Origin of the sequence: Rhodovulum sp. 12E13 (genome assembly GCF_003340565.1) — a bacterium.
Lineage (GTDB): Bacteria > Pseudomonadota > Alphaproteobacteria > Rhodobacterales > Rhodobacteraceae > HLUCCA09.
In genome coordinates, this window is record NZ_QPLK01000017.1 from 56,699 (window position 1) to 82,231 (window position 25,533).

Below are 25,533 nucleotides of genomic sequence, written 5' to 3' on the forward strand. Positions count from 1 at the left end.
CTTCATCCTGCCCCAGGTCCACCGCTCCACGATCATGACGCAGACGTTCCGCCAGCCCGAAATCCTCGAGATCGCGCGCCGCGAGGGCCGCGTGACGGTCGAGGGTTTGGCGTCGCGGTTCGGCGTCACGCGCCAGACGGTGCGGCGCGACCTCACGGAGCTCGCCGAGGCCGGCAAGCTCGAGCGCGTGCATGGCGGGGCCATCCTGCCGTCGGGCGTGACGAATATCGGCTACGCCGAACGCCGGGCCCTGGCTGCCGATGCTAAGGCGCGGATCGGTCGCGCCTGCGCCGCCGCGATCCCCGACGAGGCCTGCGTGTTTCTCGGTATCGGCACCACGACGGAGGCGGTGGCCCGCGCCCTCGTCAATCATCGCAACCTTCTGGTCGTGACCAACAACATCAACGTGGGCGCCACCCTGCTGGCCAACCCAGATTGCGAGGTCGTGGTGGCGGGCGGCACGCTGCGCCGCTCCGACGAGGGGCTCGTCGGCACGCTGACGATGCGCACGATCGAGCAGTTCAAGTTCGACCACGCGGTGCTGGGCTGCTCGGCGCTCGACGAGCAGGGCGACCTGCTCGACTACGACATGGAGGAGGCCGGCGTGAACCAGGCGGTCATCGAGCGCTCGCGCATCGCATCGCTGGTGGCCGACGCGACGAAGTTCGAGCGAACGGCCCCGGTGCGCATCGCCTCGCTGCGCGATCTCGACCGGTTCTTCACCGACGCGCCTCCGCCGGCCGCGCTCTTGGGCGACTGCCGGGGCTGGGCCACGTCCGTGCAGGTCTGCCCCGGCCCGGAGTGAGCGCGCGGCCGCGCCCTGGGCGCCTGCGCCCTTGCCGCCGATGTCCGGTCGATCGCCGGGTCCCGCCATCCTGGAGCGGTTCGGCGGCAACGGTGTCGGCTCGTCGGTGGCTCCCCTCGTCCCGCGTCGTCGGCCATGGCCCGACCGTCGATGAGGGTGGGGGGCGGCATCTGCCGGTTTGTCGGTCACGTGCGCTTGACAGGCCTGTCAACGAGGCTACCCTGCGGCAAAGTGTCATTACCGATCTTGCCGGGGGCGTTCCTGACGGGCCGGGTTCGCGGGGTCGACCGCGCTCGTCTCCGGGAGCTGCGCGGGGTGTTCGGGCGGTACGCGCGCCCGTCGCACGGCGATGCGGTAACGACCTCTGAAGGGAGCACTGCCGCGTGTGCGGCGGCTCGCTCAACCTTGGTGATGCGGGCTTTCGAGACCCTGGGTCAACCCGGGCGGCCCGCGGCGTAAGCGGTGATCGGTCACCCGGCTACCGGGAGCGGCACGGCCACTCGTGCGACTGCCACCGGTCTCCGCAGCGGTCGGGGCACCGGGCGCCGAACGCGATGCAGACATGATCTGCGACTGTCGTCGAACGACGATACTGACGGGGAGGAGAAGAAGAGAATGAGCATGAGACGCACGCTTCGCGACATGATGGCGGTGTCCGCCATCGTGTGCGCCGCGATCGTATCGGCGGCGTTGCCCGAGCGGGCCGCCGCCGAGGAAACCCAGTATTTCCCGATCGCGAGCAGCCGGGTCGGCCCCTATTCCGCCATGGGCACGGGCTATTACGGTGCGCAGATCGACTACCTGAACTACGTCAACATGAACGGCGGCGTGAACGGCGTCATGCTGACGTGGCAGGAATGCGAGACCGAGTACAACGCGGTGAAGACCGTGGAGTGCTACCAGCGCCTGTTCGAATACAACGGACAGAAGATGGTGGTGTTCGACACGCTCGGCACGCCCGGCGCCTATGCCGTGATCAACCGCATGGCCGAGGACGAGGTGGTGCTCGCGCAGTATGGCTACGGCCGCACCGACGCCGCCGACGGCAGCGTCTGGCCCTGGGTCTTCAACGCCGCGGGCCATTACTGGGACCAGATCGCCGTGAAGATGCGCTTCATGGCCGAGCAGGAGGGCGGCGTCGAGAACATGCGCGGCAAGAAGATCGTGCACATGCACATCGACAGCGCCTTCGGCCGCGAGCCGCTTCCCGCGATGCGTGCCATCGCCGAGGAATGGGGCGTCGAGATCGTCGAGATCGCCGTGCCGCCGCCGGGGCTCGAGCAGCAGTCGCAGTGGCTGCAGGTGCGCCGCGAGCGCCCCGACTGGGTGACGTTCTGGGGCGCGGGCTCGGGGATGAACTCGACCGGCATGACCAATGCCGCGCGCATCGGCTTCCCGCGCGAGCGGCTGATCTACGTCACCTTCGGCGCCGCCGAGGAAGACATGTATCCCGCCGGCGACAGCGCGACCGGCACCTATGCCATGGCCAATGCCCTGCCGGGCAAGCAGTTTCCGCTCGTGCAGGCGATCGAGGAACAGGTCTACGGCGCGGGGGAGGGCAACCTCGCCGACGAAAGCCGCATCGGCTCGGTCTACTGGAACCGCGGGCTCGGCGCGGCGGTGATGTGGATCGAGGCGCTGAAGAACGCGCAGGAGATGCACGACAAGGTCGGGCAGGCCGTGACGGGCGCCGAGTTCCGCGCCGGCTACGAGGCGCTGAACATGACCCCGGAGAGGCTCGAGGAGCTCGGCATCGGCGGCATGGTCGCCCCGTTCGATCTGTCCTGCGCCAAGCATAACGGGGCGCGCGCCTTCGCCATGATGCAATGGGACGGCGAGAAGTTCGTGCAGGTCACGGACTGGCTGCCGCCGCTCGACCCCGACGCGATCCGGACGCTGATCGAGGACTCGGCGGCCAAGTTCGCGGCGGAAAACGGCATCACGCCGCGCGACTGCTCCTAACCCGGCGAGCGGTCGGCGGCCGAGCGGACCCGGTGCCGGCGCAGCGCATGCGCCGGCACCCCCGTCCTGATGCTCCGCCGATCAAAGTCCCCGCGCTCCACAGGATACATCAGCATGGCGATCTTCCCATGAATGCGACCCCGCCTCCGACCCCCTCCGGCAATGCCGCCCCGAACGTCGCTCAGGACGACATTCTCGTCGTCGACTCCATCGAGGTGGTCTACGACAACGTCATCTCGGCGCTTCACGACGTCTCGCTCACGGTGCCGCGCGGCAAGATCGTGGCGCTGCTCGGCGGCAACGGCGCGGGCAAGAGCACGACGCTCAAATCGGTGTCGACCATGCTCGCGGGCGAGCGCGGCAAGGTCACCCGCGGCACGATCACCTACGACGGCACGCCTGTGCGCGACCAGACGCCGTCGGACATGGTGGGCCTCGGGATGGTGCAGGTGCTCGAGGGGCGGCGCTGCTTCGGCCACCTGACGGTGGAGGAGAACATCATCGCCGGCGCCTACTCGCGCAGCCTGTCGAAGGGCGACATCGAGGCCGAGCTCGATCGCATCTACGGCTACTTCAAGCGCCTCAGGGACCGCCGCAAGAGCCAGGCCGGCTATACCTCGGGCGGCGAGCAGCAGATGACGGCGGTGGCCCGCGCGATGATGGCCAAGCCCAAGATGCTCCTGCTCGACGAGCCGTCGATGGGCCTCGCGCCGCAGCTCGTGGCCGAGATCTTCAACATCGTGCAGGAGCTCAACAAGCACGAGCATGTCAGCATCCTGCTCGCCGAGCAGAACACCAACGTCGCCCTGCGCAACGCCGATTACGGCTACGTCATCGAGACGGGCCGGGTGATGCTGCAGGGGCCGGCCCAGACGCTCCTGAACGATGACAAGATCAAGGAATACTACCTCGGCATCTCCAAGGAGGGCCGGAAGAACTTCCGCGACGTGCTCCGCAAGGAAAGCGAGTCGCACGCCGATCTCCACCATCACTGACCGCCGCGGCAGGAGACCCATCCAGCAATGACCCAGGCAAGAAACTTCCCCATCGGCGGCCCGATCCTCGAGGTGGAGAACATCTCGCTCAGCTTCGGCGGCGTGAAGGCGATCACCGACACCTCGTTCAAGGTGCTGATGCACGAGATACGGGCGATCATCGGTCCCAACGGGGCCGGCAAGAGCTCGCTGCTGAACTGCATCAACGGGATCTACAAGCCCCAGCAGGGCAGGATCTCGTTCAAGGGCGAGGTGCTCGACAGGATCAGCCCCAACATCGTGGCCCGAAAGGGTATCTCGCGCACCTTCCAGAACCTGGCGCTGTTCAAGCGGATGTCGGTGATCGACAACATTCTCGTCGGACGCAGGCTGCACATGGGCGCCAACTTCCTGCAGATCGCCTTCCAGACGCCTGCCGCGACGCGGGAAGAACGCGAGAACCGCGAGCGCTGCGAAGAGATCGTCGAGTTTCTCGAGATCGAGAGCATCCGCGACACGCCCGTGGGCAAGCTGCCCTACGGCCTGCAGAAGAAGGTCGAGCTCGGCCGGGCGCTGGCCACCGAGGCCGACATGCTGCTGCTCGACGAGCCGATGGCGGGCATGAACGTCGAGGAGAAGCGCGAGATGTGCCGCTTCATCCTCAAGGTCAACGACGAGCTCGGCACGACCATGGTGCTGATCGAGCACGACATGGGCGTGGTCATGGACATCTCCGACAACGTCGTCGTGCTCGACTACGGCAAGATCATCGCCGACGGGCCGCCCGAGGCGGTGCGCACGAACCAGGACGTGATCGACGCCTATCTGGGGGTGGCCCATGACTGAGATACTGTTCTTCTTCGAGGTCGTGCTGGCCGGGATGCTGGCGGGCACGATGTATTCGCTCGTCGCGCTGGGCTTCGTGCTGATCTACAAGGCGTCGGCCACCTTCAACTTCGCACAGGGCGCCATGGTGTTCTTCGCCGTGCTGTCGTTCGTGGGCTTCATGGAGCTGGGGCTGCCCTTCGCGCTGGCCTTCGTGGTGACCGTCTTCCTGATGATCGCGGTGGGCTACGCCACCGAGCGGCTCGTGCTCGAGCCGCTGATGAGCCAGAGCGAGGACACGATGCTGATGGCCACGATCGGCCTCGCCTTCGTGCTCCAGGGGCTCGCGCAGGCGGTCTGGGGCGTCGAGGTGCGCCGCCTCGATCTCGGCATCGGCGATTTCCCGATCCCCTGGGTGGCGGAGAATCTCGGGCTTTTCGTCAGCGCGCTCGACGTGGCCGCGGGCGTCGTCGCCGCCGTGCTGATCGTGATCCTCGCGCTTCTGTTCCGGTTCACCAAGATGGGCCTCGGCCTGCGTGCGGTGGCCGACGACCCCGGTGCGGCCGCCTCGATCGGCATCCCGCTCAAGACGATCATGCTGATGGTGTGGTCGGCCGCGGGCATCGTCGCCCTTGTCGCGGGCATGCTGTGGGGGGCACGGGCGGGCGTGCAGTTCGCGCTCGTCGATCTGGCGCTCAAGGCGTTGCCCGTGCTCATCATCGGCGGCTTCTCGTCGATCCCGGGCGCGATCGTCGGCGGGTTGATCATCGGCGTCGTCGAAAAGACGCTCGAGGTCTATGTCGGCCCCTTCTTCGGCGGCGGCATCGAGGGCTGGGCGCCCTACGTCCTCGCCATCTTCTTCCTGCTCTGGCGGCCCGAGGGCCTGTTCGGCGAAAAAATCATCAGGCGCGTCTGAGGCGCGGGAGGCAGACACATGCACGACAAGCCCCTCTTCATGACCTACAGCCGCGGCGACGTCGCCAACTTCGTCGTCCTGATGGCGCTGGCCTTCGCGGTCGTCCCGCTCATGATCGAGACCGACTACTGGTATTCCTCGATCCTGATCCCGTGGCTCTGTCTCGCGCTCGCGGCGATCGGCCAGCAGTTCGTCATGGGCTACGCGGGCCAGCTCGCCCTCGGCGCGGCCGGATTCATGGCCGCCGGCGCCTTTGCCTGCTACAACATCGAGCTGCGCATCCCGTGGATGCCCTTTCCGCTCTCGCTGCTGTTCTCGGGGCTGATCGCGGCGGCCTTCGGCGTGCTCTTCGGCCTGCCCAGCCTGCGCGTGCGCGGCATCTACCTGATGGTGGCGACCCTCGCCTCGCAGTTCTTCATCATCTGGATGATAGACAAGTTCGGCTGGTTCAAGAACTACGACAGCTCGGGCATCATCACCGCGCAGGACATCGTGATCGCGGGCCGCTCCTTCACCTCGCCGATGGAGATGTATCTGGTCGTCGCGGTGGTGGTGACGGTGCTCACCATCCTCGCCGTCAACATGACCCGCGGCTCGGTGGGGCGGAACTGGATGGCGGTGCGCGACATGGATATCGCGGCCGAGAGCATGGGCATATCGCTCCTGCGGGCCAAGCTGCAGGCCTTCGCTCTCAGCGCCTTCTACTGCGGGGTGGCCGGCGCGCTCTTCGCCTTCACCTACCTCAAGTCGCTCGAGCCGGTGGCCTTCGACATCAAGCTGTCCTTCCAGATCCTCTTCATGGTGATCCTCGGCGGGCTCGGCACGATCAACGGCGCCTTCATCGGCGCGGGATTCATCCTGCTCTTCCCGGTGGTGCTGAACACGGTCGGCAATGCCTGGTTCCACGGGATGATCGACGCCACGATCATCTCGGCCATCGAGCAGGTGGTGTTCGGCGCGCTGATCATCGTCTTCCTGATCTACGAGCCGCTGGGAATCGCGAAACTCTGGGAGAACCTCAAGAGCCGCCTTTTCTCCCGCCGTCCGGTGGCCGAGGCGGCCGCGGCCAAGCAGGAGCCGGCCGGCTGACGCGCCGGCCGGCTCCGCTCTCCCGCGTCGGCCGCTGCGCTGCAGCGTGCGTTGACAGCGCGCGCGCCGCCCGCCACAACCGCGGCGACCGCATGACTGGCGAGGGAGCACGATGGACAAGGTGTATGGCAGCGCGGCCGAGGCGCTCGACGGGCTTCTCCACGACGGAATGCTGATCGCCGCGGGCGGCTTCGGCCTCTGCGGCATCCCCGAGCTCCTCATCGCCGCGATCCGCGATGCGGGGGTCAGGAACCTCACCGTCGCCTCGAACAATGCTGGCGTCGACGATTTCGGCCTCGGCCTGCTGCTGCAGACCCGGCAGGTGAAGAAGATGATGTCGTCCTACGTGGGCGAGAACGACACCTTCATGCAGCAATACCTTTCGGGCGAACTGGAGCTCGAGTTCAACCCCCAGGGAACCCTTGCCGAACGGATGCGCGCGGGGGGCGCGGGCATCCCCGGCTTCTACACCAAGACCGGCTACGGCACGCAGATCGGCGAGGGCAAGGAGGTGAAGGAGTTCGACGGCGAGCCCTACATCCTCGAGCGCGGGATCTTCGCCGATCTCTCGATCGTCAAGGCGTGGAAGGCCGACACGACGGGCAACGCGATCTTTCGCAAGACCGCCCGCAACTTCAATCCGCCGGCGGCGATGTGCGGGCGGGTCTGCGTGATGGAGGTCGAGGAGATCGTCGAGCCCGGCCAGCTCGACCCCGACTGCATCCACCTGCCCGGCATCTACGTTCACCGCCTGATCCAGGGCGAGCACGAAAAGCGCATCGAGCAGCGCACCACGCGGGCGGCCTGACGTGGCCGACGGCGCCACCGTTGCACGCGACGTGCCGAGCGAGGCGCGGGACGCGGCGCGCGCCATGCGCAAGGTGGTCTATACCTGCACCTTCGACAGCTACGACAACCTGATGTCGCCGCTCGCGCGGACGCCCGGCACGCCGTTCCTGCACTTTTCCGACCGGGCCGCGCCGCTCACCTTCGGCTGGCGGTTCCGACCGCTGCCGGGCGCCGTCGCAGGCTGGCCGCAGAACGAGGCCAACCGCTACTGCAAGCTCCTGCCGCATCGTGTGCTGCCCGATGTGGACCTGTCGATCTACATTGACGGCAACATCCTCGTGCTCGGCGACCTCACGCCGCTGATCGAGGAATTCGTCGCCTCCGACGCCGACCTTGCCCTCTTCCCGGGCGAGAACAATCGGACAGTGGAGGAAGAGATATTACTGGTCCTCAAAGGGGACCGTCTGTCTCCTGAGCGCGCTGTCGCCGCCAAAGCGCAGCTCGCCGAGTATCGGCGGCAGGGCGGGGCTGATCTACCGATTACCATGAACGGCATTCTTTTTCGTCGTCACGGCCGTGCTCGCCTAGACAGGCTAATGGAAGAATGGTGGGAAGAGACTCGGCGCTGGGCAATGCGCGACCAGTTCTCACTCCCACCGCTTCTTGCTGCCTCGGATGTGACCGTTCACAGCTGGAACTGGCAATACTTCCACAAGAGCAATCCTTATTTCTCGGTAAAGATGCACCGAGTTCCCGGCCCTCGGCGCTGGGGCGCCCTGTCCGACGCACAGGCGGCCAGTCTGCTGCGCGCGCCCTACAGCCGCGTCGACAGGACGTTCCAGCGCTATGTCGTCGCCCCCCTGCGCCGCGTCATGGGACGCCCGCCGGTGAAAGAGACCTTCCTGCGCCCCGCTGCGCAGCCGCTGCCGAAAGGAGACTGAAGCATGCCCTGGGACCGCAACGAGATGGCCGCCCGCGCCGCGCAGGAGCTCGAGGACGGCACCTATGTCAATCTCGGCATCGGCATCCCCACGCTGGTGCCCAACTACATCCCCGAGGGCGTGAACGTCACGCTCCAGTCCGAGAACGGGATGCTCGGCATGGGCCCGTTTCCGCCCGAGGGCGAGGAAGACCCCGACCTCATCAACGCCGGCAAGCAGACCATCACCGAGCTGCCGCACACCTCCTACTTCGACAGCGCCACCTCGTTCGGGATGATCCGCGGCGGCAAGATCGCCATGGCCATCCTTGGCGCGATGGAGGTGGCCGAGAACGGCGATCTCGCCAACTGGATGATCCCCGGAAAGCTGGTCAAGGGGATGGGCGGCGCGATGGACCTCGTGGCCGGTGTGCGCCGCGTCGTGGTGGTGATGGACCACACCAACAAGGCCGGCGAGTCGAAGCTCCTGAAGGAGTGCACCCTTCCGCTCACCGGCACGGGCGTGGTCGACCGGATCATCACCAATCTCGGCGTGCTCGACGTGGGCCGGAAGGGGTTGCACATCGTCGAGACGGCGCCGGGTGTCACCCATGACGAGATCGTGGCGAAGACCGAGGCAACGATCGTCTGACTGTGATCAGCGGCAGAGATCGGTCCCGGCGAGGCTGAAGCCGGCGGGGGGACGGGAAGGGCGAAGGTGGCGGATATGCGCATCGGAGACTCCATTTCCCCGGGCCCAGGCGAGCGGACCAGCCGAAGACGCCCCGAGGCCACGCTCCAGACCGGCTCGACTGTCGCGATTCTCGAAACGGCTTCACTTTCTCGCCGCATTCTGTGTCTACAGGCGGCGCGATGACGCCGTTCGATACTCCCGCTTCCGTGGCCGGACCGGCCCGCCCCCGCCGAGTGCGCGAAGCTGCCTTCGGCCTCGGCCTGCTGGTGCTGTTCCTCGCCGGCCTCGCGGGCGTCGCGGCCGCGACCGGCTGGGAAGAGGTGCTCGCCCATATCGGCGCGCTCACCGCGGCGCAGGTGGCGGTTCTGCTCGCGCTCTCGCTGGTGAACTATGCCGGCCGCGGGGCGCGCTGGCACCTCTTTACCCGCGCTCTGGGTCTGCAGACCCGGCTCGGGCAGGACATGCGCCATTTCTTCGGCGGCTTCGCAATGACCGTGACGCCGGGGCGGCTGGGCGAGTTGATCCGCCTGCGCTGGCTGCGCCGCGAGACGGGCGCGGCCTACGAGCGTATCGCGCCGCTTGTGCTGGCCGACCGCGCGGCCGACCTCGCCGCGATGGCGCTGATCCTCGCGCTGTCCGTCGCGCTGTCTGCGGCCGGGATCCGGGGTGCATTGCCCGTCATCGTGATTGCGCTGGGCGCTGCCTGGATCGCGACGCGCCCCCGCCTGATGGCGTGGCTGGCGACGGCCGCCTGGCGCGCGACGGGCCGCGCCGCCCGCCTCTTCGCCCGCGTCCGGCAGGGGGCGCGTGCGCTCGCGCGCTTCTCGTCATGGCCTGTCCTCATGCCGGCAATGGCGCTCGGCGTGGTGGGCTGGCTGGCCGAGGGATACGCACTCTACCTGCTGCTGGGCTGGATGGGCGCCGATGTCGGGCTGTGGACGGCGGTCGCCATCTTCACCTTCGCCACGCTCGCGGGCGGGTTGACCGGGGCGCCAGGCGGCCTCGGCGGGGCCGAGGCGGCGATGATCGCGCTGTTGCAGGTGCAGGGGGTGCCGCTCGAGGTGTCGGTGCCCGCCACCGCCGTGATCCGCCTCACCACGCTCTGGTTCGCCATTCTCATCGGGCTGCTGGTGCTGCCAGCGGCGGAGCGCACGGCCGCGCGGGCGCTCGCCGCATGACCTGGGCCACGCGGGAGATCGCCGGCTGGGGCCGGGTGCTGCGTGCCGAGGCTGCGCTCGCCCGCCCCGAGCGGCAGCGCACCGCCCGGGCGCTTGCTGAGAGCGCGCCGGCTCCCGCGCTGGGCCGCCGCCGGTCCTACGGCGACGCCTGCCTCGCGGAGCGCGCCATGCTCACCGAGCGGCTCGACCGCGTGCTCTCCTTCGACCCCGAGACGGGCACGCTCGAGGCCGAGAGCGGCGTCATGCTGGGCGATCTGGCCGCCCGCCTCGCGCCGCTGGGATGGCTGCCGCCGGTCATGCCCGGCACCGGCTTCGCCACAATGGGCGGGGCCATCGCGATGGACGTGCACGGCAAGAACCACCACCATGCCGGCGCCTTCGCCGCCCATGTCGACCGGCTGACGCTCGCCACACCCGCCGGCCCTGTCGAGGTGGCGCCGGGCGACCCGCTTTTCGCGCTGACGGCGGGCGGCCTCGGCCAGACGGGCCCGATCCTGAAGGCCACGATCCGGCTCGCGCGCGTGCGCGGCGACGTGATGATGGTGACCGAGCGGCGCATGGCCGACCTCGATGCATTCTGCGATGCGCTCGACGCCTCCGACGCGCCCTACACGGTAGGCTGGATCGACGCGACAGCGACCGGCCCGGCGCTCGGTCGCGGCATCCTCGAGGAGGGCGAGGTCGCCAGGGGCCTGGTGCCGCCGGCGAAACGCGGCCGCACCGTGCCGCTCGATGCCCCGGGCTTCGCCCTCTCCGCACCGGTGGTGCGCACCTTCAATGCCGCCTACCTGCGCCGGGTGCCGGCGCGGGGCCGGACGGTGGTGCGGCCCATTGCCGACTATTTCTTTCCGCTCGACAGGATCCACGACTGGAACCGCCTTTATGGCAAGTGCGGCTTCCACCAGTTCCAGTGCGTCGTGCCGATGGACGCCCGCCCCGCCCTGCGCGACATGCTGGCCCGGATCGGCAAGGCCGCGCTCGCCTCGCCGCTCGCCGTGCTCAAGCGGCTCGGCCCCGGCGCCGGCCACCCGATGTCCTTCCCGGTCGAGGGCTACACGCTCGCGATCGATCTTCCGGCGCGCGACGGGGCCGACCGGCTGCTCGCCGCGCTCAACGCCGCGACGGCCGAGGCGGGCGGCCGCGTCTATCTCGCCAAGGACAGTTCGCTGACGGCGGAGCAGGCCCATGCCATGTATCCCGGTCGCGCCGCCTGGGCCGAGGCCGTCAACGCCCGCGACCCCGAACGGGCCTACGAAACCGCGCTGGTCAAGCGCCTGCGCCTGCGGGAGGCGGCATGAGCGCGCCGCAGACCGAGACATGGCTGATCCTCGGCGCCTCGTCGGCCATGGCCCGCGCGATGGCACGGGCGCTCGCTGCCGAGGGCGCGGGGCTGATCCTCGCGGGGCGAGACGACGACGACCTTGCCGCGCTCGCCGCCGATTGCCGGTTCCGCGGCGCGACGCGGGCCGAGGCGATGCGCTGGGACGCACGCGACCCCGCGACGATCGCCCCCCTGATCCACCGTCTTGCGCAGGCCCAGGGCGTCGTGAGTGCGGCCGTCTTCGCCGGCTCGATGCCGCCGCAGGCCGAGATCGACGTCGACCCGGCCCTGATCGCCGGCGTCGCGGCCGACAGCTTCACCGGCCCCGCGCATGTGCTCTCGCGCGTGGCACCGCTGATCGAGGCGCGGGGCGCGGGCACGATCGTCGGCGTGGCCTCGGTCGCCGGCGACCGGGGGCGAGTCGGCAACTACGTCTACGGCGCGGCGAAGGCGGCCTTCGCCACCTACCTCTCGGGCCTGCGCAACCGGCTGAACCGGGCGGGGGGGCACGTGGTGACGGTCAAGCCGGGCTTCGTCGACACGGCGATGACATGGGGCCTGCCGGGGATGTTCCTCGTCGCGCCGCCCGAAGCCGTCGTAGCGTCGATCCTCAAGGCGGTGCGCAGGCGGCGCAACGTCATCTACACCCCCTTCTTCTGGCGCTACATCATGGTGATCATCCGCGCGGTGCCCGAGCCGATCTTCAAGAAGCTGTCGATCTGACGCGATCCGTGGGGACCAGGCGCAAAGGGCCTTCCAAGGCCCTTGCGCACGCGCTTTCGAAAGCGCGTCGCAAGGCGCTTGCAAGCGCCTTCCCCCGTGCCCTTCCGGCCGGCGGGCAAACCCGTTAAGGCAATCCCATGCTGAAGACCCGCCTCATTCCCTGCCTCGACGTGAAGGAGGGCCGCGTCGTCAAGGGCGTCAACTTCGTCGACCTGATCGACGCGGGCGACCCGGTGGAGGCCGCCATCGCCTACGACGCCGCGGGGGCCGACGAGATCTGCTTCCTCGACATCGCCGCGACCCAGGAAAACCGCGGCACGATGTACGATCTCGCCACCCGCACCGCCGAGCACTGCTTCGTGCCGCTGACCATCGGCGGCGGCGTGCGCAGCCCGGAAGACGTCCGCAAGCTCCTGCTCGCCGGGGCCGACAAGGTGAGCTTCAACTCCGCCGCCGTGGCCGACCCCGACGTGGTCGCCCGTGCCGCCGACCGCTTCGGCGCGCAATGCATCGTCGTGGCGATCGACGCCAAGCAGGTCGCGCCCGGCCGGTGGGAAGTCTTCACCCACGGCGGGCGCCGCGCGACCGGGGTCGACGCGGTGGAGTTCGCGCACACGGTCACGGCGAAGGGCGCCGGCGAGATCCTGCTGACCTCGATGGACCGCGACGGCACGCGGTCGGGCTTCGATCTCGCGCTCACCCGCACCATTGCCGACGCCGTGAACGTGCCGGTCATCGCCTCGGGCGGCGTCGGCACGCTCGACCACCTTGCCGAGGGCGTGCTCGAGGGGCATGCCTCGGCCGTGCTCGCGGCCTCGATCTTCCATTTCGGCGAACATTCCATCGCCGAGGCCAAGGCCCACATGGCCGCCGCCGGCATCCCCGTGCGGCCCGTACCGGGCGCCGCCGCCGCATGACCGACCCGCTCGACACTCTCGCCGCCACCATAGCCGCCCGGCAAGGCGCCGACCCCGAGACGAGCTGGACGGCGAAGCTGCTCGCCAAGGGCGCCGAGAAATGCGCCGGGAAGTTCGGCGAGGAAGCCGTCGAGGCGGTGATCGAGGCGGTCAAGGGCGATGCGGAGCGGCTGACCGAAGAGGCGGCCGACGTGCTCTACCACCTGCTGGTGATGTGTGCCGCGAGAGGTGTCACCCTCGACGACATCCGCGCCGAACTGTCCCGGCGCGAGGGGCGCTCGGGGATCGCGGAGAAGGCTTCCCGATCTTCGGGCGACGCGTGAGACAGGCCCGGCAGCGCGTTGATATCACAGGCGGGACGAGATGATCCCGGTCGCCGCCCCGGCCATCCGCAGCTCTCCGAAGAGGCGCTGGTATTCCATCTTCGGGCAGCGATCCATCACCACCTCGACGCCGCGTGCCCGCGCCGCTTCGGCCGCCGGTTCGCTGATCACGCCGATCTGCATCCACACGCAGCAGAGCGCCGGGAAGCGGGCGAGCGCCTCGTCGACGATCGGGGGCACGTGCTCGGAGCGGCGGAAGACGTCGACCATGTCGACCGTGCCCTCGATCTCCGACAGGTTCGCCGCCACGCGCGCGCCGAACAGCATCTGCCCGGCGATCCCGGGATTGACCGGGATCACGCGGTAGCCCTTCAGCGACAGGTAGCGCGCCACGTAGTGGCTTGGGCGCACCGGGTTGGCCGAGACGCCCACGCAGGCGATCGTCCGCGTCGCCTTGAGGAGACGGCGCAGGCGCGCGTCCTCTTCAGGGCCTGTCGGGCCTGTCGGGCCTGTCGGGCCTGTCGGGCCTGTCGGGCCTGTCGGGCCTGTCGGGCCTGTCGGGCCTGTCGGGCCTGTCGGGCCTGTCGGGCCGGCGGGCGGTGAGCGGTCGTCGGGGGGGCGCGTCTCGTCGGTCATGACACGGGTGTCCGACAAAAAGGCGCCCGAGCCAAGGGCCGGGCGCTGAAGGTTCGGAACGAGGGACAGTAAGGAAAGCGCGGCAGTTCCATCACCGCGCCTCACACAGCCAACATGGGCAGGCGCGGCGGTGTGCCAAGCGCAGGTAAAACAGACGTGATCGCTTACTCCAGCACGGCCGGCCAGTTGGCCTGGGCGCGGGCGATGTTTCCGGAGGCGTCGTGCCGCCACAATCGCCGCACGCGATTCGAGAAGTTGAGGTAGAGACGGCCATCGACGATCGCCCACGCCTCGGGCACGCTGGGTGCGGTGTAGCCCTCGGCCACGGCCCAGGCGCACCATCCGCCGAATTGCGGGGCATAGCGCCGGGGCGCGCGCTCGAACGCGGCCCGCGCCTCGGCGGAGGTGAAGCGCCACGTCGCGCCGCGCCAGTCGAGCGTGATCGCGGGATCGCCCGGCACCGGTCGCCCCTCGGTGAAGTAGGAGGTCGGGTCGATGCCGCCTATGGCCACGCCCTCCTCGGCATAGACGGGCGGAGTCTGCGCGCGGGCAGCGGCGGGCAGAAAGGCGAGGGCAGGGCCGGCGGCGATCAGGGCGCGGCGCGTGAGCATGGCATGTCTCCGGGCGTTGGCTGTGATGTGCGGTCGAGGATGCGCATTGGCCGACCCTTGGTAAGCCCCTCTCGCCGGATGGTGATCGGCCGCGCCTGCTGCGTGAGGCGTGTTGCGGGGGCCGCTGCCGGGCGGCTCAGTCGAAGATGTCCTCGATGAAATCGAAGGCCTCCTCGAACACCTTCTTCAGCAGCTTGCGCGTCTTGCGCTTCTTCCGCGCCTTGGGCCGTCGTGCGCGCTCCCAGTCCGGCCGGCGATGCGGCGGCGGGCCACCCGGCGGCCCCTGCGGCGGTCCGTGGGGTGGCTGGTGGGGCGCCTTGTGGGGCGTGGCGCCCGTCGTGCTGCGCTTGCGGTCGCGGCGGGGCGCGCCCTCCTTCACCGGCATCGCCTTGATCTCGTGCAGCGGCGCGCCGCAGGCGGGGCAGACCAGTTCGTGCCGGCCGTGGTCGAGCACCAGCGCCGAGCGCGTCCCGCAATAGGAGCAGGTGGCGATCTTGGTGTTGCGATACATCTCAGCCCTCCGCGGCCTGTGCCGCATATAGCGCGACGGCGGCGGCGTTGGAGACGTTGAGCGAACCGAACACACCCGCCGCACCGATCCGGGCCAGCCGGTCGCAGCGGTCGCGGGTGAGGGCGCGCAGGCCCGGCCCCTCGGCGCCGAGCACGAGGCCGAGCGGGCGACCGGCCTCGGCCGCGCAGGCCGCGCCGAGCGCGTCTTCCGCCTCGGCGGCGAGCCCGACGAGGGCATATCCCGTCTCCGACAGCGCGCGCATCGCCTCTGCGAGATTGGGCACGCGCAGGTAGGGCTGCCGTTCCAGCGCGCCCGAGGCGGACTTGGCGAGCGCCCCGGTCTCGGGGGCGGAATGGCGGGCCGGGGCGATCACCGCGCGCGCCCCAAACACTTCGGCCGAGCGCAGGACGGCGCCCACGTTGTGCGGGTCGGTCACCCGGTCGAGCAGGACAAGCCGGGGCGCGGCGTCGCCCGGCCGCGGCGCGCAGACCTCCTGCCAGCGTCCCCAGTCGAGCGGCCGCGCCTCGAGGGCGGCGCCCTGGTGGACCGATCCGGCATCGAGCGGGGCGTGAAAGCGGCGAGGGTCGGCGATCTCGGCGGGCAGGCCTGCCTCGGCGATGGCGGCGGCGAGCCGCGCCTCGGCGTTCTTCGTCACGACGAGGCGAAGCTTCTCGCGGCGCGGGTTGCGCAGCGCCGCCTCGACCGCGTGCATCCCGAAGAGCCAGACGCTGCGCCGGGCCTCGTCGCGTGCCGCGCGCTCCTTCTTCACCACCCAGGCCGGTTTCTTCGCCATCGCGCTCTCCTGCCGGGCGGATCTAGCGGGCGCGGCCCGCCGCCACAAGCGAGCGCAGCGCCGGTCGGCCCGGTTGAGCCCGGCGGCGATCCGGCCGATTTCGTGTTGACCCTTCCGGGCGCCGGGGCTAGTGACCCCGCCTACGGGCGACGCGCTGCAAGGTGCGGCAGCGGACTGTAAATCCGCCGGGGAGACCCATGCCTGGTTCGATTCCAGGGTCGCCCACCACTCCCCATACAGTGCCGGTGCTGCCGCTCTTGCGGTAACCTGCCTCACCGGCGCGCCACATCGGCACGGGCCCGGCGCCGTGCCGCGGCGAACGCGGCCGCGTCGCGCCGTCCGTGTCCGAAAGGGGGCCGCTGGCCGGCGGGGCGGGCGGTGTCATCGCTCGACCCACCAGACGTCGGGCTGGAAGCCGATCCAGTCACCATACATCTGCACGCGGTCTTCGGGGTAGTGCAGCCATGCCTTGTGGGCAAGCCGCGAGACGGGCGAGTGCCAGATCGGCACTACGTAGCGGCCTGTCGTCAGCACCCGGTCGAGCGCCTTGACGGCGGCGCGGAAGCCCTCCTGGCTCTCGGCGGTCAGCATCTCGCCGATCATCGCCTCGGCGGCCGGAGAGCACAGCCCCATCCAGTTGCGCGTGCCCTCCTGTTCGACGCCGTCGCAGCCCCAGTAGAGCATCTGCTCGTTGCCGGGCGAGAGCGACAGGCCGCGGGTGTAGTAGGTCATGTCGAAATCGTAGACCTGCGTGCGCTCCTTGTATTGCGCGCTGTCGACGGTGACGACCTCGGCCTCGACGCCGATCCGCGCCAGTGCCTCGACATAGAGATCGGCCACGTTGATCATCTGCGTGGCGCCCGATTGCAGCAGGATCTGCGGGCGCAGCCGCTGGCCTTCGGAGTTCGTCATCACGCCGTCCTGCACGGTGTAGCCTGCCTCGCCCAGCAGACGGATCGCCTCGCGCGTGTTGCGGCGGTTCGCCTCCGAACCGTCGGAGACCGGCAGCGCGTAGCCCTCGAGCGCGCCGGGCAGGAGCTCTTCGGCGAAGGGGGCGAGCAGCTCGGCCACGCGGCCCTCGGCCGGCCCGTCCTCCATGCCGAGGATGGAGTTGGAGAAATAGCTCGTGATTCTGGGCTGTTCGCCGGCGTTGATCGCCTGATTGATGAACTCGAAGTTGAAGGCGTGGATCAGCGCGTCACGCACGCGCCAGTCGTCGAAGGGGGCGCGGCGCGTGTTCATCACGAAGCCCGCGATGCCCGAGGGTCGATCGTGCGGGATGAGCGACTTGACCACCTCGCCCGATCGCACGGCGGGAAAGTCGTAGGAGACGTTCCACTTGGCGATGTTGAACTCGCGCACCGAGTCGACCGCGCCGGCGCGGAACGCCTCGAAGGCCACGTCGCCGTCGCCGAACCACTCGTAGCGGATTTCCTCGATGTTGTGCTGGCCGCGGTTGAACGCCAGATCGGCACCCCACCAATCGGGGTTCTTCACGAGGCTCAGGAAACGGCCCGGCTCGAAGTCGCCCACCACGTAGGGGCCGGAGCCGATGGGCGGCTCGAGGGTGGATTCGTCGAAGGGCCGCCCGTCGAAATCGGCCTTCTTCAGCACCGGGCGCAGGCCCAGGATGAGCGGCAGCTCCCGGTCCTCCTCCGCGAACTCGAAGCGCACGGTGCGCGGGCCCGTGGCCTCGGCGCGCGCCACCTTGTCCCACGCGCCGTGGTAGCGGGGGTGGCCCAGCGTGCCGAGCGTCTCGAAGCTCCACAGCACGTCCTCGACGGTGACGGGCGAGCCGTCGGAGAAGCGCGCCTCCTCCCGCAGGGTAAACTCGACCCACGACCGGTCTTCCGGCGTCTCGACCGATTCGGCCAGAAGGCCGTAGAGCGTGAACGGCTCGTCCCACGACCGGCCCATCAGGCTTTCGTAGCCGTAGACGCGATGGCCGTAGACCGACGAGCCCTTGAGGATGAACGGGTGCAGCGAATCGTAGCCGCCGACTTCGGCCAGGACGATGCGCCCGCCCTCGGGGGCATCGGGATTGACGTAGGGCAGCGATACGAAATCTGGGGGCAGGGCGGGCTCGCCATACATAGCTATGCCATGCTTCGGCTCTCCCGCGGCGCCCGTCGCGCCGAACGCGAGGGCCATGCCGAGGACCAGTGCGGGACGGATCGATGCGGGGTGGATGCGCCTCATGGCCTCGCGGCCTCCCTCTGCTCTTGTTGGTTGTGCGGCGAGCCTAAGCGCCGGATGCAGCCTTTTCAAACTTTTACCTTGGACAGCGGCGCGGGTTTGCGTATAAGAGAGCCACTGCTCGATAGGTTTCTTGCCTGTATGAAACCTGCCTCAATGACTTGCGCCCGCCTCTGGCGGGCGCTTTTTTTTGCCTCGCGTCGGCTCCGAGTCAGGCGGCCAGCGGTTGGCGCCGGGGCCGCGACAGGCCCAGAAGCGCGGCCACGATGGCCAGGTTGAGCACGTTCCAGCCGATGCCGTTCAGGAAGGCGTAAAGATAGCTGCCGGTCGCGTCGTGGATCGCCCCCGACATCCAGCCCCCAAGTGCCATGCCCGCGATGGTGGCGAAGGTGACGATGCCCACCCGCGCACCTGCCTCGCGCGCCGGAAGGTATTCGCGCACGATGATGGCGTAGGCGGGCACGATCCCGCCCTGCGCCAGCCCGAAGATCGCCGAGACGAGGTAGAGCGACACCAGCGCGTCGGAAGGCAGGAAGAGCACCAGCGCGAGGGTCTGCAACGCCGAGCCGAGCAGCAATGTCTTCAGACCGCCGAGCCGGTCGGCGAGAAAGCCCGAGACGAGGCGCGACACGACGCCCCCCAGCAGCATCAGCGACAGCATCTCGGCGCCCGCCGCCGGGCCGTAGCCGAGGTCGACGCAATAGGCGACTATGTGGACCTGCGGCATCGACATCGCCACGCAACAGGCGATTCCCGCCACGAAGAGCAGAATGGTCAGCGTCTTCGGCGAGAGGCCCGTGGTGCGCGCGCGCAGGGCCGCGGCGGCGTCGGCGGCGCGCCACGATTCCTCGGTCACGCGGCGGCGCAGGGTGAGCGAGAGCGGCAGCACCAGGGCGGGCACGATGACGGCGAGCGCGAGGTAGGCGCCGCGCCAGCCATGCTCGGCCTGCACGCCCGCCAGCAGCAGCGGCCATATCGCGCCCGACAGGTAGTTGCCGCTCGCCGCGATCGCCATGGCGATGCCGCGCCGCCGCAGGAACCAGTGCGAAACGTCTGCCACCAGCGGGCCGAAGCCGGTCGCGGCGCCGAAGCCGATGGCGGCGTGCAGCGCGATGACGATGGAGATCGAGGGGCTGATCGCCGCAAGCGCATAGCCCGCCCCCATAAGGCAGGCGGCCGCCGCCAGGCACGGCGCGATGCCCACCCGATCCACCCAGCGCCCGATCAGCAGCGTGCCGAGGGCGAAGCCGGCCATGGTGACGGTGTAGGCCAGCGAGACGGTGCCTCGGTCGGTGCCGAACTCGGCCTCCATCGCCGGCATCACGACGATGGGCGCCCACATGCCCACATTGGCCACGCAGGCCGTCGCGAGCGACAGCGCGAGGCGCCCCCAGGCATGGGGCGTATCGTGGATGGCGGCGGTCATGGCGCATGACGCTATGCGGGGCCGGGGCGGCCGTCCATCGGGTTTCGTGCCCTGCTCGGCGGCGGGCGCGACGATCCTTCCCGAGCTGCGGGCCACTCGCGGCTGGCCTTCGTACCTGCGGCAGGTAGGGTGCGGACACAAAGGCGCGCGGGCGCGCGTTGATGACGAGAGATACCGCGCGCGGCCACGCGCAGGCACGAAAGGGAGCGCACGCCATGTCGCAGGACAGACCGCTGAAGGGAAAGACCGCCATCGTCACCGGATCGAACTCCGGCATCGGGCTTGGCGTGGCGCGGGCGCTGGCGCTGCAGGGCGCCGACGTGGTGATCAACTCGTTCACCGACAGCGCCGACGACCACGCGCTTGCCGCCGCGCTCGCGCAGGAGACGGGGGCCGAGGTGCGCTACATCAAGGCCGACATGTCGAAGCCCGAAGAGTGCCGGGCGCTGATCGAGCAGGCGGGCGAGTGCCACGTCCTCGTCAACAACGCCGGCATCCAGCACGTCGCCGCCGTCGAGACGTTCCCGGTCGAGAAGTGGGACGCGATCGTTGCGATCAACATGAGCTCCGCCTTCCACACCAGCGCCGTCGCCCTGCCGATGATGCGCAAGGCCGGCTGGGGGAGGGTCGTCAACATCGCCTCGGCCCACGGGCTGACCGCCTCGCCCTACAAGTCGGCCTATGTCGCCGCCAAGCACGGCATCGTCGGGCTGACCAAGGTGGTGGCGCTCGAGACGGCGCGCGAGCCGATCACCTGCAACGCGGTGTGCCCGGGCTATGCCCTGACTCCCATCGTCGAGAAACAGATCCCCGACCAGATGGAGACCCACGGGATGAGCCGCGACGAGGTGATCGAGAAGGTCATGCTGGAGCGGCAGCCCTCGAAGGAGTTCGTCACCGTCGAACAGATCGGGGGGACGGTGACGTTCCTATGCTCGCCGGCGGCCGATCAGATCACCGGCACTACGATCAGCGTCGACGGCGGCTGGACCGCGCTGTGACCGGCGGCGGCGCTGCCGGCGCCGGCCGCTTCGGCCCGGCGGCGCCTCAGTCGGCCACCGAGATCGCCGCGCCGAACAGCACGAGTGCCATGAGCGGCACGATCACGGCGTGCGAGGGCGCAGTGTCGGCGACGATGAGGTCGGGCTCGATCACCGGCGCGTCGAGGCCGCCCGCCATGGCGGCGGCTGGCATAACGAACAGACAGGCGACGAGGGCGGCACGGCGAACAGCGGCAAAGGCCATGGGCGATCTCCACGAACAGACAGTTTCCCCAGCGGAAATGATGGACCGGGCAATGGGGCAAAGGCAAGGCCCGGCAGCCCGACAAGGGCCGCCCGACATGCGCCGCCCGGCATGTGGGGCGCAGGCAGGCCTGCCGGGGGCGGCGGCGCCGCCGCCGCTTCCGCCGCAGAGAAACGCACTGTGCGCCCTGCGCGACGTGATGCGGTGGCGGGTGCGAATGCGCGTGTTCCGGCCGCGTCAGGCGCGTTCGGGCGCGCGGGCGGGCGTGGCGTCGGGGGCCGCCGCCGGGGTGCCCGGCTCCGCCCCCTGCGCGGCGACGACGCGCGGCGGGCGGCCGGGCGCCTCGGGCGGGTAGACGAGGCCGGCCGAGATCACGAGCTTGGCGGCGTCTTCCACGCTCATGTCGAGTTCCACCACGTCGGCCCGCGGAACGAACAGCAGGAAGCCCGAGGTCGGGTTGGGCGTGGTGGGCAGGAACACCGAGACGAGGCCATCGTCGCGCGGGACGCGGCGGGCGATTTCGCCTCGCGCGCCGGTCGAGATGAAGGCGATGGCCCAGATTCCCTTGCGCGGATACTCGACGAGGCAGGCCCTGTCGAAATTCGTTTCGGTCTGGGCGAAGACGGTCTCGGCGATCTGCTTCAGCCCGTTGTAGATCGAGCGGACGACGGGCATCCGGTCGACCACGCTCTCGGCCCAGGAGATCAGCGACCGGCCGATCAGGCCCTTGGCGACCCAGCCGACGAGGATCGTGAAGATCAGGAAGACGATCACGCCGACGCCGCGGATGTCGATGCCGATGTACTGCTCGGGCCGGAAGGCGGCGGGGACGAAGGGGAGCACGAAGCCGTCGATCCAGCCCACCACCGTCCAGATCAGGTAGGCGGTCAGCCCGATGGGGGCGATCACCACCAGGCCCGTCAGGAACGAGGCGCGCAGCGAGGCCAGCACGCCCGGCCGCTTGCGGGGCTGCCCCGGGTCGATCGGGTTTTCGAGAATGTGCGGCTTGCGGTCGGTCATCGGCGCTCTTCCTGACCGTCGTGAGTTAGGCAGAGGCAAGCGGCGCCGCAAGATGGCGGGGCGGGGCCGGGCTCAGCATCCAGGGGGGGCCGCCGGGGTGCTGCCGATTTCGCAGGCGATGGCGGCGGCGAGGCGCGCATTGTTGAGCACCAGCGCGATGTTGGCGGCGAGGCTGCGCCCCTCGGTCAGCTCGAGGATGCGGCCCAGCAGGAAGGGGGTGACGTCCTTCGCGGCGACACCCCGTGCGGCGGCCTCGTCGGTCGCCTGCGCGATGAGGGGGGCGAGCGTCTCGGCCGGGATCTCGTGCTCGCGCGGGATCGGGTTGGCCACGAGCTGACCGCCGCCGCGGCCGAGCGCGGCGCGCATGATGTGGGCGCGGGCGATCCCGGCCGCGTCGTCGATGCGGAGCGGTGCGGACAGGCCGCTGTCGCGCGACCAGAAGGCCGGGACCGCGTCCTGGCCCACGGCGATCACGGGCACGCCGAGCGTCTCCAGCACCTCGAGCGTCTTTGGCAGGTCGAGGATGGCCTTGGCGCCGGCCGCGACCACGGTGACGGGCGTGCGCGCGAGCTCGTGCAGGTCGGCCGAGACGTCGAACGAGTGCTCCGCCCCGCGGTGGACGCCGCCGATCCCGCCCGTGGCGAAGACGGCGATGCCGGCGAGGCGGGCGGCGATCATGGTGGCGGCGACGGTGGTGGCGCCGGTGCGCCCCGCGGCGAGGCAGGCCGCGAGGTCGGCGCGGGAGAGCTTGGCGACGCCCTCGGCCGTGGCGAGCCGCGCGAGCTCTGCCTCGTCGAGCCCGATGCAGAGGCGGCCATCCATCACCGCGATCGTGGCGGGGGTGGCGCCGGCCTGCCGCACCTCGGCCTCGATCAGCCGGGCGGTCTCGAGGTTCTGCGGGCGGGGCAGGCCGTGGGTGACGATGGTGCTCTCGAGGGCCACGACGGGCCGCCCTCGGGCGCGGGCGTCGGCCACCTCGGCCGAGAAGGCGAGGGGGAGGGCAGGGGGCCCCGTCATGCGCGCGGCCCGCGTCCCGCGCCGGATGCCGGCCAGGGCCGGCAGCCTCCGGCGGGGATACTTGCAGCAAGAAGAAGGGGCAGGGCGCGCGCCGGGCCGCGGGCGAGCGCGGTGATCGTGCGAGGGCGGGACAGGCGGGGCGCGCAGGAGCGGCAGGCGCGAGCGCGGTCTCCGGGCGCGCTGATGCCGGCCGATCGGGACCCTGTCGCATTGGCGGGGATGAGTTGGGGGTGCGCTCGGGCGCGCATGGCTCGTGTCATCCGGTCAGGCCGTGGAGACGTAGAGGGCAGTGGCGGCGAGCGCCTCTTCCAGCGCGGCGGCTCCGTCGAGGCCGGCGACCTCGGCGGCGATGTGCGAGGCCATGAAGCAGTCGCCCGCCCCCGTCACCCGGCAGACCGAGACAGCAGGCGGCGCGAGCGAGACGAGGGTGCCGTCGGCCCGCGCCTCGGCCATCGCCGCGCCGCCGTCGGTCACCAGAACCCGGCGCGCGCCGCGGGCCACGAGGGCGCGGGCGGCCGCCTCGGCGCTGTCGAACGCCTCGCCGCAGATCAGGGCGGCTTCGACCCGGTTGACGTAGACGGTGGCGCGGGCATGCGGCAGGAGCGGCGCGAGCCGGGCCGCCTTTCCGGGCGAGGCGGGGGCGACCCGCAGGTCGGCGGCGGCGAAGAGGGGGGAAGCCGCGATCTCGGCCAGAAGCGGCTCGGTGAGGTTGCCGTCGAGCGCGACGAGGCCGCGCCATGGCTGCGCCTCGGAGGCGATGGCGCCGTCCCGCAGGGGGGCGAGGATGCGTGCGCCCGCCTCTTCGAGCGAATGGGCGTCGGCGACGGCGGCCACGAGCCCGTTCTCGGCCTCGATCGCCATGTAGCGGTCGGTCCGCAGGTCGTCGGCCCAGGTGACGTGGTCGGTCACCAGACCCATCGCGGCGCAGGCATCGGCCAGCGCCCGCCCCTCGGCGTCGCGCCCCAGCACGGTGAGCAGGATCGGGCGCAGGCCCTCGCGGCGACAGGCGGCAGCGATGTTCATCGCCACGCCCCCGGGCAGCCGCTCGATCCGGCCGGGCACGTCGTGGCCGATCCCCATGCGGCGCGGCGCGCGTCCGATCACGTCCCACAGGACGGAGCCGATGCAGAGGATGTCGCCGCGATGCGTCATGCCCGATCTCATGCCCCCGCGCCGCGCCGCGCGCAAGCGTGATGCCGTTCTGTCCGGTCTCGCCTCGGCCCGCGCGAAGGCGGCGCGCAGGCCAATCTCGTTGCGGCGGTCCGCGCATCGGCAGGGGCGGGCCGGTCGCCGTCGTGGCGAGCCGCGCCCCCGTTGTGGCCGCGCCCCCGTCGTGCCCTCGCCCCGTCATGCGCAGGCGCGTCTTTGGTGCGTGGGTATCGCGCCATTCATGGCCCCGGACGTCGCCCCCTGTGGTGCGGCGGTGGGGGCTGCCCCCGGCGCGGCGGTGGCGGCGATCGGCTCCATCGTCGTCCTGGCGCCCGTCGGCCGCGGTCGCCGGATCGTGCCCGGCGCACACGTTGCCGGCACCTGCGCGGCCCTCCCGGGCCGTCCGCGCCCGGCCGGAGGGGGGCGGCCGCAGGCCGGGAGCGCATGGCGGGAGCGCGTGGGCCCTTGCGCTTCCCCGACGGATGGCATACCTCGCGCGCACTTCGCAGGCGGGGCCGGGCCGCCGGGGGAGACATCCCCGCACGGTCCACCGGTTGGGGGCGCAGGCGCGCCCCCTCGCGCCCCGCCGAGGCATGAAACCGGAAAGGATACCCAAGGCATGGCATTGCCCGATTTTTCCCTGCGCCAGCTGCTCGAGGCCGGCGTCCACTTCGGTCACCAGACCCAGCGCTGGAACCCGAGGATGGGCCCCTACATCTACGGCAGCCGCAACGGCATCCACATCATCGACCTGACGCAGACGGTGCCGATGCTCGACGCCGCTCTCAACGTGGTGCGCGAGACGGTGGCGAAGAACGGCCGCGTCCTGTTCGTCGGCACCAAGCGGCAGGCCCAGAAGCCGATTGCCGACGCGGCCGAGAAATGCGCCCAGTACTACATGAATCACCGCTGGCTGGGCGGCACGCTGACCAACTGGAAGACCGTGAGCCAGTCGATCAACCGGCTCAAGGCGATCGACGAGCAGATGGCGCTGGGCGCCGAGGGCCTGACCAAGAAGGAGCGCCTCGGGATGGAGCGCGACCAGGCCAAGCTGCAGGCCTCGCTCGGCGGTATCCGCGAGATGGGCGGCCTGCCCGACCTGCTGTTCGTGATCGACGTCAACCGCGAGGACCTCGCGATCGCCGAGGCGAAGAAGCTGGGCATCCCCGTCGTGGCGGTGGTCGACACCAACTGCTCGCCCGACGGGGTGGATTACGTGATCCCCGGGAACGACGATGCCGCGCGCGCCATCGCGCTCTACTGCGATCTCGTCAGCCGCGCCGCGCTCGACGGCATGTCGGCCCAGATGGACGCCGCGGGCATCGACGTCGGCGAGATGGAAGAGGCGCTCGTCGAGGAGACGCTGGCCGAAGAGGCCGCCGCGCCCCAGGAGGGCGCCGGCGAGGCCGAGGCCAAGGCCGAGGCCTGACATCCCCGACCCGGCGCGCCCGCGGGTGCGCCGTCACGGAATTGACATGCCGCGCGGGGTAGCCA

General features: G+C 70.3%; 26 protein-coding genes and 1 tRNA gene. 17 read left to right on the forward strand and 10 right to left on the reverse strand.

The window, feature by feature from the left end:
• The first annotated feature begins 34 nt into the window (after positions 1-34).
• From DLJ49_RS14625 to DLJ49_RS14690, 14 genes are all read left to right on the forward strand, one after another.
• Positions 35-805, forward strand: coding sequence for a DeoR/GlpR family DNA-binding transcription regulator (locus tag DLJ49_RS14625; RefSeq protein ID WP_115394294.1), 771 nt, complete (start codon positions 35-37; stop codon positions 803-805).
• Positions 806-1,426: 621 nt separating this feature from the next.
• Complete coding sequence (locus DLJ49_RS14630) at positions 1,427-2,767, forward strand: ABC transporter substrate-binding protein (protein WP_199533380.1); 1,341 nt, start codon at positions 1,427-1,429, stop codon at positions 2,765-2,767.
• A gap of 128 nt (positions 2,768-2,895) precedes the next feature.
• Positions 2,896-3,762 (forward strand): ABC transporter ATP-binding protein, encoded by an 867-nt coding sequence (locus tag DLJ49_RS14635; protein ID WP_115394296.1) that lies wholly within the window; start codon positions 2,896-2,898, stop codon positions 3,760-3,762.
• A 27-nt stretch (positions 3,763-3,789) separates the two neighbouring features.
• Positions 3,790-4,587 carry an ABC transporter ATP-binding protein gene (locus tag DLJ49_RS14640; RefSeq protein ID WP_115394297.1) on the forward strand — a complete coding sequence of 266 codons (798 nt, stop codon included), beginning with the start codon at positions 3,790-3,792 and terminating at the stop codon, positions 4,585-4,587.
• Positions 4,580-5,482: a branched-chain amino acid ABC transporter permease gene (locus DLJ49_RS14645; protein ID WP_115394298.1), complete on the forward strand. Its 903-nt coding sequence runs from the start codon at positions 4,580-4,582 to the stop codon at positions 5,480-5,482. Before DLJ49_RS14640 ends, DLJ49_RS14645 begins: the two co-directional genes overlap by 8 nt.
• 18 nt (positions 5,483-5,500) lie before the next feature.
• A complete protein-coding gene (locus DLJ49_RS14650) occupies positions 5,501-6,571 on the forward strand; it encodes a branched-chain amino acid ABC transporter permease (RefSeq protein ID WP_115394299.1) in 1,071 nt (356 codons plus the stop codon).
• A gap of 112 nt (positions 6,572-6,683) precedes the next feature.
• Positions 6,684-7,379, forward strand: coding sequence for a CoA transferase subunit A (locus DLJ49_RS14655; protein ID WP_115394300.1), 696 nt, complete (start codon positions 6,684-6,686; stop codon positions 7,377-7,379).
• Between the two features lies 1 nt (position 7,380).
• Positions 7,381-8,301 (forward strand): glycosyltransferase domain-containing protein, encoded by a 921-nt coding sequence (locus DLJ49_RS14660; RefSeq protein ID WP_115394301.1) that lies wholly within the window; start codon positions 7,381-7,383, stop codon positions 8,299-8,301.
• 3 nt (positions 8,302-8,304) lie between these two features.
• The gene (locus tag DLJ49_RS14665) at positions 8,305-8,931 is read left to right on the forward strand and encodes a CoA transferase subunit B (protein ID WP_115394302.1); all 627 of its coding nucleotides are present in this window, start codon (positions 8,305-8,307) and stop codon (positions 8,929-8,931) included.
• Positions 8,932-9,206: 275 nt separating this feature from the next.
• Complete coding sequence (locus DLJ49_RS14670) at positions 9,207-10,151, forward strand: lysylphosphatidylglycerol synthase transmembrane domain-containing protein (RefSeq protein WP_233489044.1); 945 nt, start codon at positions 9,207-9,209, stop codon at positions 10,149-10,151.
• The gene (locus DLJ49_RS14675) at positions 10,148-11,449 is read left to right on the forward strand and encodes an FAD-binding protein (protein ID WP_115394304.1); all 1,302 of its coding nucleotides are present in this window, start codon (positions 10,148-10,150) and stop codon (positions 11,447-11,449) included. The genes DLJ49_RS14670 and DLJ49_RS14675 overlap by 4 nt, the downstream gene beginning before the upstream one ends.
• The gene (locus DLJ49_RS14680; protein ID WP_115394305.1) at positions 11,446-12,195 is read left to right on the forward strand and encodes an SDR family NAD(P)-dependent oxidoreductase; all 750 of its coding nucleotides are present in this window, start codon (positions 11,446-11,448) and stop codon (positions 12,193-12,195) included. The genes DLJ49_RS14675 and DLJ49_RS14680 overlap by 4 nt, the downstream gene beginning before the upstream one ends.
• A gap of 137 nt (positions 12,196-12,332) precedes the next feature.
• The gene (gene hisF / locus DLJ49_RS14685; protein ID WP_115394306.1) at positions 12,333-13,112 is read left to right on the forward strand and encodes an imidazole glycerol phosphate synthase subunit HisF; all 780 of its coding nucleotides are present in this window, start codon (positions 12,333-12,335) and stop codon (positions 13,110-13,112) included.
• Complete coding sequence (locus tag DLJ49_RS14690) at positions 13,109-13,435, forward strand: phosphoribosyl-ATP diphosphatase (protein WP_115394307.1); 327 nt, start codon at positions 13,109-13,111, stop codon at positions 13,433-13,435. The genes hisF and DLJ49_RS14690 overlap by 4 nt, the downstream gene beginning before the upstream one ends.
• Positions 13,436-13,459: 24 nt before the next feature.
• On the opposite strand, the gene DLJ49_RS14695 is transcribed toward DLJ49_RS14690, so the two are convergent.
• The 4 genes from DLJ49_RS14695 to rlmB form a co-directional block, all read right to left on the reverse strand.
• The gene (locus DLJ49_RS14695) at positions 13,460-13,906 is read right to left on the reverse strand and encodes a CoA-binding protein (RefSeq protein ID WP_255566676.1); all 447 of its coding nucleotides are present in this window, start codon (positions 13,904-13,906) and stop codon (positions 13,460-13,462) included.
• 329 nt (positions 13,907-14,235) lie between these two features.
• Positions 14,236-14,682 (reverse strand): YHS domain-containing (seleno)protein, encoded by a 447-nt coding sequence (locus DLJ49_RS14700; protein WP_115394309.1) that lies wholly within the window; start codon positions 14,680-14,682, stop codon positions 14,236-14,238.
• 136 nt (positions 14,683-14,818) lie between these two features.
• The gene (locus tag DLJ49_RS14705; protein ID WP_115394310.1) at positions 14,819-15,193 is read right to left on the reverse strand and encodes a TFIIB-type zinc ribbon-containing protein; all 375 of its coding nucleotides are present in this window, start codon (positions 15,191-15,193) and stop codon (positions 14,819-14,821) included.
• Between the two features lies 1 nt (position 15,194).
• On the reverse strand, positions 15,195-15,986 hold the full coding sequence (gene rlmB / locus DLJ49_RS14710; protein WP_115394311.1) for a 23S rRNA (guanosine(2251)-2'-O)-methyltransferase RlmB: 792 nt from the start codon (positions 15,984-15,986) through the stop codon (positions 15,195-15,197).
• Between the two features lie 144 nt (positions 15,987-16,130).
• Between rlmB and DLJ49_RS21820 the strand changes: the two genes are divergently transcribed.
• Positions 16,131-16,214 (forward strand) — tRNA-Tyr (locus tag DLJ49_RS21820).
• A 153-nt stretch (positions 16,215-16,367) separates the two neighbouring features.
• On the opposite strand, the gene DLJ49_RS14715 is transcribed toward DLJ49_RS21820, so the two are convergent.
• Positions 16,368-18,185: an extracellular solute-binding protein gene (locus DLJ49_RS14715; RefSeq protein ID WP_115394312.1), complete on the reverse strand. Its 1,818-nt coding sequence runs from the start codon at positions 18,183-18,185 to the stop codon at positions 16,368-16,370.
• 208 nt (positions 18,186-18,393) lie between these two features.
• Positions 18,394-19,608, reverse strand: coding sequence for an MFS transporter (locus tag DLJ49_RS14720; protein WP_115394313.1), 1,215 nt, complete (start codon positions 19,606-19,608; stop codon positions 18,394-18,396).
• 215 nt (positions 19,609-19,823) lie between these two features.
• Here DLJ49_RS14720 and DLJ49_RS14725 point away from each other — a divergent pair, with 215 nt between their 5' ends.
• On the forward strand, positions 19,824-20,609 hold the full coding sequence (locus tag DLJ49_RS14725; RefSeq protein ID WP_115394314.1) for a 3-hydroxybutyrate dehydrogenase: 786 nt from the start codon (positions 19,824-19,826) through the stop codon (positions 20,607-20,609).
• A 46-nt stretch (positions 20,610-20,655) separates the two neighbouring features.
• Here DLJ49_RS14725 and DLJ49_RS14730 read toward each other — a convergent pair whose 3' ends face one another.
• From DLJ49_RS14730 to DLJ49_RS14745, 4 genes are all read right to left on the reverse strand, one after another.
• Positions 20,656-20,853 carry a hypothetical protein gene (locus DLJ49_RS14730; RefSeq protein WP_115394315.1) on the reverse strand — a complete coding sequence of 66 codons (198 nt, stop codon included), beginning with the start codon at positions 20,851-20,853 and terminating at the stop codon, positions 20,656-20,658.
• A gap of 237 nt (positions 20,854-21,090) precedes the next feature.
• Positions 21,091-21,873, reverse strand: a complete 783-nt coding sequence (locus DLJ49_RS14735; RefSeq protein ID WP_115394316.1) for a DUF502 domain-containing protein — start codon at positions 21,871-21,873, stop codon at positions 21,091-21,093.
• 72 nt (positions 21,874-21,945) lie between these two features.
• Positions 21,946-22,890, reverse strand: a complete 945-nt coding sequence (locus DLJ49_RS14740) for a pseudouridine-5'-phosphate glycosidase (protein ID WP_115394317.1) — start codon at positions 22,888-22,890, stop codon at positions 21,946-21,948.
• Between the two features lie 264 nt (positions 22,891-23,154).
• Positions 23,155-24,042 (reverse strand): PfkB family carbohydrate kinase, encoded by an 888-nt coding sequence (locus DLJ49_RS14745; protein WP_115394318.1) that lies wholly within the window; start codon positions 24,040-24,042, stop codon positions 23,155-23,157.
• Between the two features lie 616 nt (positions 24,043-24,658).
• Between DLJ49_RS14745 and rpsB the strand changes: the two genes are divergently transcribed.
• Positions 24,659-25,468 carry a 30S ribosomal protein S2 gene (gene rpsB, locus DLJ49_RS14750; RefSeq protein WP_115394319.1) on the forward strand — a complete coding sequence of 270 codons (810 nt, stop codon included), beginning with the start codon at positions 24,659-24,661 and terminating at the stop codon, positions 25,466-25,468.
• Positions 25,469-25,533: the final 65 nt, after the last annotated feature.